Source organism: Shewanella sp. SACH, assembly GCF_001887095.2.
Classification (GTDB): Bacteria; Pseudomonadota; Gammaproteobacteria; order Enterobacterales; family Shewanellaceae; genus Shewanella; species Shewanella baltica.
The window spans coordinates 54,521-67,094 of sequence record NZ_MPDG02000002.1; the positions used below are offsets into that span (position 1 = coordinate 54,521).

Annotated in this window: 11 protein-coding genes; 5 read left to right on the plus strand and 6 right to left on the minus strand. The window is 46.1% G+C overall.

Features of this window, described 5'->3' with window-relative positions:
* Positions 1-616: 616 nt before the first annotated feature.
* On the plus strand, positions 617-1,792 hold the full coding sequence (locus tag BM607_RS08095; RefSeq protein ID WP_006083289.1) for a type III PLP-dependent enzyme: 1,176 nt from the start codon (positions 617-619) through the stop codon (positions 1,790-1,792).
* A 64-nt stretch (positions 1,793-1,856) separates the two neighbouring features.
* On the opposite strand, the gene BM607_RS08100 is transcribed toward BM607_RS08095, so the two are convergent.
* Complete coding sequence (locus BM607_RS08100) at positions 1,857-2,069, minus strand: YdcH family protein (protein ID WP_006083288.1); 213 nt, start codon at positions 2,067-2,069, stop codon at positions 1,857-1,859.
* Positions 2,070-2,482: 413 nt separating this feature from the next.
* Here BM607_RS08100 and udp point away from each other — a divergent pair, with 413 nt between their 5' ends.
* A complete protein-coding gene (gene udp, locus BM607_RS08105) occupies positions 2,483-3,241 on the plus strand; it encodes a uridine phosphorylase (protein WP_006083287.1) in 759 nt (252 codons plus the stop codon).
* A 102-nt stretch (positions 3,242-3,343) separates the two neighbouring features.
* Here the strand turns inward: udp and BM607_RS08110 are convergent, their stop codons facing one another.
* Positions 3,344-4,096: an outer membrane protein OmpK gene (locus BM607_RS08110; RefSeq protein ID WP_014620883.1), complete on the minus strand. Its 753-nt coding sequence runs from the start codon at positions 4,094-4,096 to the stop codon at positions 3,344-3,346.
* A gap of 475 nt (positions 4,097-4,571) precedes the next feature.
* Between BM607_RS08110 and BM607_RS08115 the strand changes: the two genes are divergently transcribed.
* The 3 genes from BM607_RS08115 to BM607_RS08125 are packed head-to-tail and all read left to right on the plus strand — an operon-like array spanning position 4,572 to position 6,928.
* A complete protein-coding gene (locus BM607_RS08115) occupies positions 4,572-5,042 on the plus strand; it encodes an NfeD family protein (protein WP_063883326.1) in 471 nt (156 codons plus the stop codon).
* A 12-nt stretch (positions 5,043-5,054) separates the two neighbouring features.
* Positions 5,055-5,990 (plus strand): slipin family protein, encoded by a 936-nt coding sequence (locus BM607_RS08120; RefSeq protein ID WP_006083284.1) that lies wholly within the window; start codon positions 5,055-5,057, stop codon positions 5,988-5,990.
* Positions 5,990-6,928 carry a stomatin-like protein gene (locus BM607_RS08125; RefSeq protein WP_011847954.1) on the plus strand — a complete coding sequence of 313 codons (939 nt, stop codon included), beginning with the start codon at positions 5,990-5,992 and terminating at the stop codon, positions 6,926-6,928. Before BM607_RS08120 ends, BM607_RS08125 begins: the two co-directional genes overlap by 1 nt.
* A gap of 208 nt (positions 6,929-7,136) precedes the next feature.
* On the opposite strand, the gene BM607_RS08130 is transcribed toward BM607_RS08125, so the two are convergent.
* The 4 genes from BM607_RS08130 to priA form a co-directional block, all read right to left on the minus strand.
* A complete protein-coding gene (locus BM607_RS08130; protein WP_006083282.1) occupies positions 7,137-7,361 on the minus strand; it encodes a hypothetical protein in 225 nt (74 codons plus the stop codon).
* A 356-nt stretch (positions 7,362-7,717) separates the two neighbouring features.
* Positions 7,718-8,434 (minus strand): SPOR domain-containing protein, encoded by a 717-nt coding sequence (locus BM607_RS08135; RefSeq protein ID WP_012088109.1) that lies wholly within the window; start codon positions 8,432-8,434, stop codon positions 7,718-7,720.
* A gap of 3 nt (positions 8,435-8,437) precedes the next feature.
* Entirely contained in the window at positions 8,438-10,183 is a 1,746-nt protein-coding gene (argS, locus tag BM607_RS08140; protein WP_071938724.1) for an arginine--tRNA ligase, read from the minus strand.
* Between the two features lie 134 nt (positions 10,184-10,317).
* Entirely contained in the window at positions 10,318-12,513 is a 2,196-nt protein-coding gene (gene priA, locus BM607_RS08145; RefSeq protein ID WP_071938723.1) for a primosomal protein N', read from the minus strand.
* Between the last annotated feature and the right edge of the window lie 61 nt (positions 12,514-12,574).

Consider the following 12,574-nt stretch of genomic DNA (forward strand, 5'->3'; position numbering starts at 1 on the left):
TTCTTTCGTGGTGCGCTAGCCCCCTCAAGCTTATCGCTTTGGGATGGATATGTTGGCTTGAGCCAGTCTATCCATCTCCTTTGCGATAACGTCGTAAAAAATTCACTTTTTATTCTGATAATGCACACAAATTTACCTTATACCAATCACATTAAATATCTAATCAGTTCAGAGCCTCACAGGCATCTCAATCCAAGGCGCATTGACGCAGAAATGGTTATTCCCTTTTAAGTCAATGCAACACCGGAGTGGGATGCCTGTGTGGCTCCCGAAGGGCGGCTGATGTTAAAGGCATGGCAACGCGCTTTATACTGCGTTCAAGGCTTTCGACAGAGCACCACTATGCCTTCAAGCCTTCGCCTTGTCTAAAGCGCGTTGAATTCCCGCTCAATGAACAGATATTTAATACGATTGGTATTAGGGTTTGTGTGCATAATCATTTGTTTTATAGAGGCTTTTTTTGGTGGTTTAGCCCCTTAAAACATTGTGGAATAAAAAGTTATAAATTCAGCATAAAAATTCGTTGCGTAAAGCGATAAAATATCGTTTACTGCGCACGTTTTTTAAGACATTACACTCACTTTTATCTACCTGACCCAAAGGAGACTCTGGCCCAATGAGCCAATTTCAATCTATTGATGTTGCTGACTATTATGACATGGACACATTCAAGCGTATTGAAGCGTTTGCCAAAGACAAAGCAACCCCGTTCGTAGTGATTGATACCAGTATCATAGCGAAACAATACGATGACATGGTTAATAGTTTTCCTTACGCCAACGTTTATTATGCAGTTAAGGCAAACCCCGCGGCCGAGATCTTATCTTTACTTAAAGATAAAGGGTCAAACTTTGATATTGCCTCGATTTATGAGCTAGATATGGTCATGAATGTCGGCGTGACAACCGACCGAGTCAGCTACGGCAATACCATTAAAAAGCGTCAAGATGTACGTGCATTTTATGAGCGCGGCGTGCGTATGTATGCATCCGACTCAGAAGCCGATCTGCGAATGATCGCTGAAGAAGCACCGGGATCGCGTATTTACGTGCGCATTTTGACCGAAGGTACAGACACGGCTGATTGGCCATTATCGCGTAAATTCGGCTGCCAAAACGAAATGGCCTATGAGCTATTAGTATTGGCGCAGGAATTGGGCTTAGAACCTTTTGGTATTTCTTTCCATGTGGGTTCTCAGCAACGTGATATCGGTGCTTGGGATTCTGCCATAGGTAAAGTGAAAAGCATTTTTGACCGTCTGCGTGATGAGCACAATATCACCCTGAAGATGATCAATATGGGCGGCGGTTTCCCTGCTAACTATATTGATAAAACCAATCAATTGGGTGTGTATGCCGAGCAGATCACTCACTTCCTGAAGGAAGATTTCGGTGACGATTTACCGCAGATTATTCTGGAGCCGGGCCGTTCGTTGATTTCTAACGCGGGGATTTTAGTGTCTGAAGTGGTACTGATCAGCAAAAAATCCTACACAGCGTTAGAGCGTTGGGTGTTTACCGATGTGGGTAAATTCTCAGGCTTGATTGAAACGATGGACGAGGCGATTAAGTTTCCGATTTATACCGATCGTCAAGGCGAGCTGGATAAATGCGTGATTGCCGGCCCAACCTGCGACAGTGCCGATATCATGTATGAGCACTACAGCTATGGTTTACCGAATGACTTAGCCATTGGTGATCGCATGTATTGGTTAACCGCTGGCGCTTATACGACGACGTATTCGGCAGTGTGCTTTAACGGTTTCCCACCGCTGAAAGATTACTATCTATAAGCGATTACGTTGACATGAATAAGGGCGCTTAGGCGCCCTTGTTGTTCGCTAAAGAAGTTTGGGATTACTCGTGGGATTTGAGGATCTGATAAATCTCTTCTTTTAGGTGTAACTTTCTGCTTTTGAGTTCTTTCACTGTCGGATTGAAATCACTGGCGACACGTTTTTCCAGTTGTTTGATTTCCTCGTCTAACTGATTATGCTCGTTAAACTTACGTTGAAAATGAGCATCTTGGGTTTTCAGGGTGGAAATTAATTCTCTGTACTCTGGAAACATCGGCATTCTCCTTGTCGTCATCTACTACACTTCTGGTTTCGCCTTAACCCTAACCTTTCACTCTACAGTGAAATGTGACTTAGATCACTCTTCGCCCTGCTTCAGATTAATACTAAATGATGATTTATTTTAATCACTTATAAATCATTGGATTAGATGATTTCGGCCGCTGTCTATGGCATGTGATTAGGATCTGGTTCACACTTTGTTAGGCATAAATCAGACTGACATTCGCAGCGCGGGCAAATTTGCTATCTTGTGAGCAGATGTGAGGGTAATTGGTAATTTCATTACGACTAAACAATTACTTCTTGCCGATAATTCTGTGATCAAGTTAACCTTCACCGCTTCGATACTAGGTTAAAGTCGATTTTATAAGAATTTAATTATCAAAAATGAAAGGGGTTTTCACAATGGCTGATGTATTTCATTTAGGTTTGACCAAAGCAATGCTCGATGGTGCAACTTTGGCAATCGTTCCTGGTGATCCAGAGCGCGTAAAACGTATTGCCGAACTAATGGACAATGCGACGTTTCTTGCTAGCCACCGCGAGTATACAAGCTATTTAGCTTATGCCGATGGCAAGCCAGTAGTCGTGTGTTCAACCGGTATCGGTGGTCCATCGACTTCTATCGCAGTAGAAGAACTTGCACAATTAGGTGTGAATACCTTCCTGCGCGTTGGTACTACAGGTGCAATTCAACCCCATGTCAATGTGGGCGATGTGATTGTGACTCAAGCTTCAGTGCGTTTAGATGGCGCGAGCTTACACTTTGCACCTATGGAGTTCCCTGCGGTTGCAAACTTTGAATGTACCACTGCTATGGTTGCAGCGTGTCGCGATGCAGGTGTAGAGCCACACATTGGCGTAACGGCTTCTTCTGATACTTTCTACCCAGGCCAAGAGCGTTATGACACTGTCACTGGCCGTGTAACGCGCCGTTTCGCGGGTTCAATGAAAGAATGGCAAGATATGGGCGTACTGAACTATGAGATGGAATCTTCCACCTTATTCACTATGTGTGCCACTCAAGGCTGGCGTGCAGCCTGTGTTGCTGGTGTGATTGTAAACCGCACCCAACAAGAAATTCCTGATGAAGCCACAATGAAGAAAACCGAAGTAAGCGCGGTTTCTATCGTGGTTGCTGCAGCGAAAAAACTGTTAGCCTAATTTTTATTACGCTAAGCGACACTCCCCTGCAAAGTGAGTGAACAAACTAAAAAAGGTGCCAATGGCACCTTTTTTGTTACTTCAAAATTGTGTCTATACCGATTAGAAGTGGTACTGGGCAATCACAGAGTAAGTGTCTTGATCGACGCCTTTCACACCGTATTTATTGGTCCACAAATCGTATTCGATACCCACCAATAATTTATTGGCTTGATGATCACCGAACAGACTCTTACCAAGATCGTATTTTAACTGTGGATTGAAGTGGAAGTTCTGTTCGTAGCCATTATCATCGGTGGCAAATACCCAGTCGATAAAGCCATCAAGCACTATGTTGGCTGAGCCAACGGGAATGTCGATGCGAAATACTGGGGTGAACTGCCAGCCGTCACTATTGTTGCCTGTGCTCATGCCATTGCGGCGATAGGTATTAAAGTTTAGGTAAGTGAAATAAGGCACGGCGACATCAACGCCTAAACCGTAAAGCAGGCTGTGAACTGGGCCTTCACCTTCTTCATAGGTTAGCGCCAGAGACAAATCTGTCACTGGGCCAAAGGCGATTTTCTCGCCGAGGATTTTGCTGGCACTGAAGCGTGGCGAAATCTCACCATAGGTAGTGCTTTCCATGCCTGTATCGTTACCTTTGAAATAGATAAAGTCTTGGAAGGCAAACCAGTCACCGTATTTCCAGCCGCCCGCCGTTTCTAAGGTGATAGTGGCTTGTTTGTCCGATGGTGCTAAATCGTAGTCTTCGCCATAGAGGGCTGTTGCACTGAAATCCCACCATTGTACTAAGTCACCCGCAAATGCTTGAGGAGAAAGCATGAGTGCTAGGCATAGGCATGTTTTTTTCATTGTTATTTCCTGTTGTATAGGTCGAAGTTAATTCGTGTCTTACTCAATCAGCTCTCTGACCTATGGCATGGTTTGATGGGTAAGTTCAAACCTAGCGTGGATGTACGTCAAAGGACTGGCACAAAAGTGGGGGCAATATATGCAAAAATTTACATTTATTCAAAGTTTTTATCGAATGTTGTTGTCAAAATCACATAATCATTATGGTGAAAATCAATTTTTAGCCAATTGATTTTAAATGGATTTTATTCTTATTGAATGAGTATTTCCTTTTATGTTGGCTATCTTTTTGAATTGATTATGCTTAATTTTAAAACAACCTAAGGGCTTCACCGTGTGGATGTGGGAGAATGAGGCTTAACACATAGGCGATTGATTGCGCGTTTGGCTTAGTAAATTTTGACATATTATGTCGCTTATCCGAAACGCTGCTGTTATAGTTGCTGCAAAGGACACTCTCATTTCAGGGGGAAATATGGAGTTTTCAAATCCGATTTTAGTGTGGGCTGTGGTGGGGCTAGTATTCATGCTCGCCGAAATAGTGGTTCCCGGTGGCATCATAGTGTTGCTGGGGGCGGCTTGTTTAGTCGTGGCTGGCGCGTTAGGCATAGGGCTAGTCGAAGGCGTAGTGCAGAGCATGACCCTATGGTTTATCTCGGCCATTGTGCTGTTATTGGCCTTCAGACAAGTGACTCAAAGGCTCGTTGGTGGTGATTCCCATGTGGATAACACGGATGAAGCAATCGATCTATACAATCAAATTGTTCGTGTAAAGCAGACCATAGGTCCTGGGCAAACACCCGGGCGAGTGGAGTTTCAAGGTAGTGAATGGCCAGCGCTTGGCGATGGCACCACTATCGCTGCGGGGACCGAAGTCAGAATTATTTGTCGTGAAAATATCGCTCTAGTCGTTGAGCCTATTTCAATAGAAGCTTCCAAAAACTAAAGGATGGAATCTATGTTTGTATTTACCTTAGTCATTTTATTTATCTTTTTTATTCTCTATAAGTTGATGCTTATCGTGCCGATGCGTGAAGTGCATGTCATTGAGCGTCTTGGCAAATTCCGTGCAGTATTAAGCCCTGGATTTCATTTTTTGATCCCTTTCTTCGACCGCGTCTCCTACCGTCATGATACCCGTGAGCAAGTATTAGATGTGCCGCCACAGAGCTGTATCTCTAAAGATAACACTCAACTGGAAGTGGACGGCTTAGTCTACCTAAAAGTGATGGACGGCAAATTGGCGAGTTATGGTATTGAAAACTATCGTAAAGCGGCGGTGAATTTAGCCCAAACCACAATGCGTTCTGAGATTGGTAAGCTGAGTTTGAGTGAGACATTCTCCGAGCGTGATAGCTTGAATGAATCCATAGTGCGGGAAATCGATAAGGCGTCTGAGCCTTGGGGGATCAAAGTATTGCGCTATGAAATTCGCAATATCACCCCTTCGCGCCATGTGATCCACACCCTTGAGAAGCAGATGGAAGCCGAGCGTCGCAAACGCGCCGAAATCACGTTGGCCAATGCGGAAAAAGCGGCGATGATCAATATGTCTGAAGGTGAGCGCCAAGAGGCGATTAACCTGTCAGAAGGTCAAAAGCAGAAACGGATTAATGAAGCCAAAGGTACCGGGCAAGAGATTGCTATTATCGCTAAAGCGAAATCCGAAGGCATGGCAATGATCTCGCAGGCGTTAGCGGTTAATGGCGGCACCGATGCGATGAATATGTTATTAAAAGAGCAGTTTATCGCTCAGGTTGGCAAGATCCTCAATGATGCACAAGTCTCTGTGGTCCCCGCTGAAATGGCGAAACTCGAAGGTTTCTTCGAAGGCATGGAGCAAGTCACTCAGACAGTGAGTGGCCAGAATAATAGTGGCAAAGGAGCGCGATAATGAATATTCCATTAGATACAGATTTGATTGTGATGGCAATTTGGGGACTGATTTTTGCCATTTTCGTGATTAAGCTTTTCCAATCGATTCGACTCGTTCCCACTAAGTCGGCTTATATTGTGGAGCGTTTAGGTAAGTACCACAGCACCTTAGATGCGGGTTTCCATACCTTGATCCCCTTTGTGGACAAAGTCGCTTTCATTCATGATTTGAAAGAAGAGACCATCGACGTACCGCCGCAGGAATGTTTTTCGAGCGACGAAGTTAACGTTGAAGTGGACGGGGTGATTTATATCTCTGTGACCGACCCAGTCAAAGCCAGTTACGGTATTACTGATTATCGCTACGCGGCTATCCAGTTGGCGCAAACCACCACACGCTCTGTCATTGGGACGCTGGACCTTGACCGCACGTTCGAAGAGCGTGATGTGATTTCTGCCAAGGTAGTGCAGGTATTAGATCAAGCCGGTGCCCTGTGGGGAATACGCGTGCATCGTTATGAGATTAAAAATATCACCCCACCTGAAACGGTTAAAAATGCCATGGAAATGCAAGTGAATGCTGAGCGTGAGCGCCGGGCATTATTGGCTAAGAGTGAAGGTGATAAACAGAGCAAAATTAACCGTTCAGAAGGCGTTAAAGCTGAGACGGTAAACCGCTCTGAAGGTGAGATGCAGCGCCGTATTAACGAAGCTGAAGGTAAGGCTGAGGAAATTTTAACCATTTCCCGCGCGACGGCGGAATCGATCGAACGTCTTGCCACTGTTATTGCCGCGCCGGGTGGCCACAATGCCCTGCGGATGCAACTTGGTGAACAGTACTTTAAACAGCTCGATGGCTTAAGCCAGAAGAATAGCCGAGTGGTATTGCCGGGTAATATGGTGGATTTCGATTACTGGATGAATAGCATAGGCTTAACGGAAGAAAAACCGAGCTAAGGCTCTGGTTAAACGAAGTTATTAAGCTGAATTATTAAGGTCAAATACTCAGGTATTTGGCCTTATTTTTTTGGCTGTAATTGGATGATGTGTGTGACGGTTTGTGTGGCGGATAGTGTAGAGGAGAGGGGGAGATCATACAGCTTCTGTTGAATGAACCGCCAGAAGCTGCAGTTGGGCATAGATAAATTTTTCATTGAATGGAAGGCTAATAAGCTAGGCGTTCATGAATTTGGGAATGGGCGTGGGTTTCAATGAGTTTCGCAATTTGGTTTTGCTCTAATTGCTGAAGCGCTGAAATTTCGTCATAAATCTTGTCTTGAACATCCAGCGGCATGCGAACATGCTCCATAAACATTCTAATTCCTAGCATGTCACCACTTTTGAAAAGTTGGCTGAATTCGGTGGCTTCTATCTCTATTAATGCATTCATAATACTTCACCCTAAGGTTGGATTTGACACAGATACAACAGTCTTGCTGTTACTTAAGAGATACGCCTAAGTTTGATCTAGGTCAATTAAACTGCATATTAATCTTTATTAATAAAGGATTTTATTGTTTATAAATAATCAGTTATAGATTCAACAAAACAGTACTTTAAAAAATAGGGCTGTTTAAAACTGGGGATATCGAGGTGAGCTTGGGTGAATAGTGAGTGATGTTATGTGGCAAGCTAAAGCGAGATCACATTAAGTCTAGCGGATAAAAAAAATAGCGACGAGCGATAAACGCTGGCCGCTATTTTTTGTGACTAGGTATTTAAAAAACGCCTAGAAAGGGTGAAGCCTTATTTAGGGATTGCCAGAATCTGACAACCATTAATCCCCGCATTTTGCAGCGTATGACGCTTACGTTCTGCATCACGCTTACGTTCGTAAGGACCTAAAGCGACTTTGTACCACATACCTGTCGTACCTTCGACCTGTCTTACTTGCGCCTCTAAACCTTGGAAAGCGATCACGGCTTTCATCTCGTTCGCCTGTGATTCTTGGCGGAAAGAAGCGCACTGCAACTGATATTGCATCGGTGTTCGGCTCGCAACCACATCGGGAATATCGACCTCAACATGCTTGTTTTCAAGCTCACTGAGATAGGTCCATTCTTCCTTCGGTTGAGGCGGCAGAGCGTTAGGGTCCTTCTTCGGCGGAGCAACAGGCTCTGCTGTCTCCTCTGTCGCCACAGGAATAACGACGGCTTTACGCTCGGGTTCTTTCACCTTAGGGGTGAGCACTACATTTTCTTGCGGCTTAACTCGGACTTCAGTTTTCTTAGCCGGAGTTGGCCTCGGCTGCTCTTCTTGCTGAGCATTATCTTTAATGCTCCATAGAAAATAGACGAAACAACCCACAGCGAGTATGACAAAGCCTATCAGCGTCAGCGGCAGCTTCTTACGCGGCGCTGATTTAGATTGTGAAGGCTTTGCTCGGGTTGGGCGAGTCGCGCGGACTGGGCGCGGTTTAGCGCCCGACTGCGGCCTTCTATTGGCATAATCGCGATTACTCATGGCTTACATCCGCTCTAAGGTTTCGATACCGAGTAGATTTAGGCCTTTTTGTAACGTACGAGCCGTCAGTTGTGCGAGTAATAAACGGCTGTTCTTTTGCGCGTCGTTATCGGCAGCAAGCACGGGGCACGCTTCGTAGAAACTTGAGAAAGCACCCGCTAATTCATACAGGTAAGCACACAGTACGTGCGGTTGGCCTTTATCGACAACGCGACTGAGGATCTCGCCGAACTGCGCTAACTTGTTACCGAGGTCTTTCTCTTTTTCATGCTCAAGCACGATTTTCGCTTGGTTTAAATCCAGATCAGTTACACGCTTGAAGATGCCCGCAACACGGGTGTAAGCGTACAGCAGGTAAGGCGCTGTATTGCCTTCGAAGCTGAGCATTTGCTCGAAGCTGAATATGTAATCGCTGGTACGGTTTTTCGACAAGTCAGCATATTTAACGGCGCTGATCCCAACGACGCGAGCGATTTCAGTCAGCGTGACTTCATCCATATCTGGATTTTTGCTGCGAACGAGTTCTAGTGCGCGCACGTTGGCTTCTTCTAACAGGTCGACTAACTTAACGACGCCGCCGCTACGGGTTTTGAATGGACGGCCATCTTCGCCGTTCATCGTGCCAAAACCTAAGTGTTCCAATGACATATCTTCACGAACAAATTTAGCCAGCTTGGCTAGGCTGAAGACTTGTTGGAAATGCAGCGCCTGACGTAGGTCAACAAAATACAGTACGCGATCGGCTTTTAACACGTTCGAACGGTAGCGCATTGCCGCAAGATCTGAGGTGGCATACAAGTAGCCGCCATCAGCTTTTTGGATGATCACTGGTAGTGGCTCACCTTCTTTATTGCGGAAGGCTTCTTGGAACACAACTTTGGCGCCGTTGCTTTCGGTTAATAAACCTTGGGCATCTAAATCTTTAACTACTTGCTCGAGATCGGCGTTATAGGCACTTTCACCGTGCACGTCAGCGCGGGTCAGGCTCACACCTAAACGGGCGTAGACTTCATGGCAGTGGCTCAACGAAATGTCGTTAAATTCGCGCCACAGTTTGTTGCAGTATTCGTCGCCAGATTGCAACTCAACCACTAATTGACGAGCGCGGGTCGCAAACTCGGCCGATTCGTCGAAGCGCAGTTTGGCAGCGCGGTAAAAGTTTTCTAAATCAGACAGTTCAAGTTGCGCTTTCTCACCATTTTTGGCGCGTAGCTCTTCCATATAGGCCAGCAACATACCAAATTGTGTGCCCCAGTCGCCGACATGGTTTTGACGAATGACTCTATGGCCTAAAAATTCCAGCGCACGCACCACACTGTCACCAATGATGGTTGAACGCAGATGGCCTACGTGCATTTCTTTGGCGAGGTTTGGTGAAGAGTAATCAACAACAACGGTTTGCGGTGTCGGTAACTTGATACCTAAATGCTCATCGTTGACGGCATTTTGCAGTTGATCCGCTAAGGCGCTGTCGTTGATAAAAAAGTTGATAAAGCCAGGACCTGCGATCTCAACCTTAGCCACATAAGCCGAAGCCGGTAAGGTGTCGATGATCAGTTGGGCTAATTCGCGTGGATTCTTGCCCGCGACCTTAGTCAGCATCATGGCTAAGTTGGTTGCCAAGTCGCCATGACTCTTATCCTTGGTTCGATCTACCTGAATGCGCGCTTCAAAGTCAGCAGGCACAATACCTTGTTGTTTAAAGGATTCTAGAGTTTGTTCAAGTAATGATTGGATATGTGATTTCATGGGTTCTAATCGGCACTAACTTTAAGAGTGAATACAGGGAATAACCGCATATTTTAGCCGTTTGTGGTTAACAATTGCTATCTTCCCGATGATTTTTTATCAAATGGCACTTAAATACTTATCAAATACTCGACTCAGAGGAGATCCTGCGGATCTCTGTCTAAGCTCCATCGGCACCGCTTGGCTTCGATAAGCTGTTCTACAAGCGGATGAATACGTTCAAACTCTTGCTGCAGACGGTTGCGGTTTTTCGCTTGGAATAGCAGTTGGCGACGGAACTTGCCGGCTTTTTTATCTAAGGGCGCTGGCATAGGACCAATCACCTCAAATTCTTTATCTTGCGGCAAGAGCGCGGCGAAGGCGTTGAGAAAGTTATCGGCATCACTGGCTAAATGGGCTTCGGCGCGTACCAACACCATGTGCCATGCTGGCGGCAGCAGTGCTTGTTGACGCTCTTTTAACTGGCTGCGGGCAAACTCGCCATAACCGCGATGCAGCAAATCCCGCAAAATAGGATTGTCGCTCTGGTGAGTTTGCAATAATACCGTGCCGGGTTTGCTGGCGCGCCCAGCACGACCGGCGACTTGGGTATAGAGTTGCCCAAAACGCTCGGGCGCGCGGAAGTCGGCGCTAAATAAGGCGCCATCGACATCGAGTAGCCCAACAAGCGTCACATCAGGAAAGTGATGACCTTTGGCCAGCATTTGCGTGCCGACGAGGATTTTATATTCGCCCTTATGAATTGCGTTTAAGTGGGTTTCTAATGAGCCTTTTAGGCGAGTGGTATCGCGGTCGATGCGCACCACTGGATGTTTCGGAAACTCCTGTTGCAGTGCCTCGGCGAGTTGCTCTGTGCCTATACCTTGGCCCATCAACATAGTGCTACCACATTTGTGACATTGCTTAGGTATGGCATATTGATTGCCGCAATGGTGGCAGCAAATTTCACCAAGGGATTGATGCACTGTGAAAAACGCGTCGCAGCGGTCGCACTCGTGTAAGTGCCCACACTCGTGGCAAAGCAGAGCGGGTGCGAAGCCGCGGCGATTGAGAAACAGTAATACTTGGTTACCTGCGTCTAAATGCAGACGGATTTCGTTAAGCAGCGGCACCGACATTCCTGCTTTTAACGGCATATTTTTAATGTCGATAATCCCTTGGCGCACTTTTTTAGCCGAGCCAGCGCGCTCACCCAATTGCAAATGATGGTAACGGCCACTTAAGGCATTTTGTAGACTTTCGAGTGAGGGGGTTGCCGTGCCTAATATCACAGGAATTGATTCTAAATGGCCACGCATGACTGCCAAGTCGCGGGCGTGATAACCGACGCCTTCCTGTTGTTTGAAGCTACTGTCGTGTTCTTCATCAAGTATGATGATGCCGGGATAGGCCATCGGCGTGAACAAAGCCGAGCGGGTGCCGATAATGATGGCGGCCTGACCACAGCGGGCTTGGCGCCAAGCTTCGAGTCTTTGATTGTCGGTTAACCCTGAGTGCAATATGGCGACATTGACTTTAAAACGGCGCTTAAAGCGATTGATAGTCTGGGGCGTCAAGCCGATTTCAGGCACTAAAATTAACGCTTGCTTGCCTTGCTTAAGAATTTCTTCTAGCACCGCCAAATAGACTTCTGTTTTACCCGAACCGGTAATGCCTTCTAATAAAGTACAGTGATACCCTTGTTGCAGATTTAAAGTGGCAACGGCGACGGCTTGTTCTTTATTGAGTTTATGTGGCGTTTCGTCCATTTCGAGTGTGGTGCGCCAGTCGAGGTTAAGCTCGGCAATTTTTTCGTGGTGTGCCACCCAGCCTTTCTCTTCTAGTGCTTTAAGTGCCGCTTTACTAATATCTAAGCTGATCACTTCTTCTTGGGTTAAGCTGGCTGGTTTGAGTAACTCGAGTAATTTTTTCTGTGCGGGTGCTCGCTTAACCGCTTCTGGCGCAATATTTTGGCCTATCTCAGTTAATTGCCAGAATTGGATCTTTTGCGGCGCGGCATCGAGCCCTTTACGTAGGGCCACTGGTAAGGCTTGGGTTAACATCTGCCCTTGGCTGCAAAAATAGTATCTCGCGGCCCAAAGGGTTAATTTATAGAGTGATTCAGGCAGCAAAGGTTTATCGTCAATAAACTCAAGCACAGACTTAATCTGCTTAGGCGCTAAGCTACATGTATCTGTGATACCTGTGACTAATCCGATTAATTGTTGACGACCGAAGGGGACTTTAACGCGCACGCCTATCTGCGGTGTACTAGGATAAGTTTCGGGTACGCGGTAGCTAAAGGTTTGCCGCATAGGCACAGGTAACGCAACTTCGACAAACAATGACATATGCAGGCAAGTCTTAGGCAAGAATGTAGTTTAGTGTACTCAGCGCGGCTGGCTAGGGCTA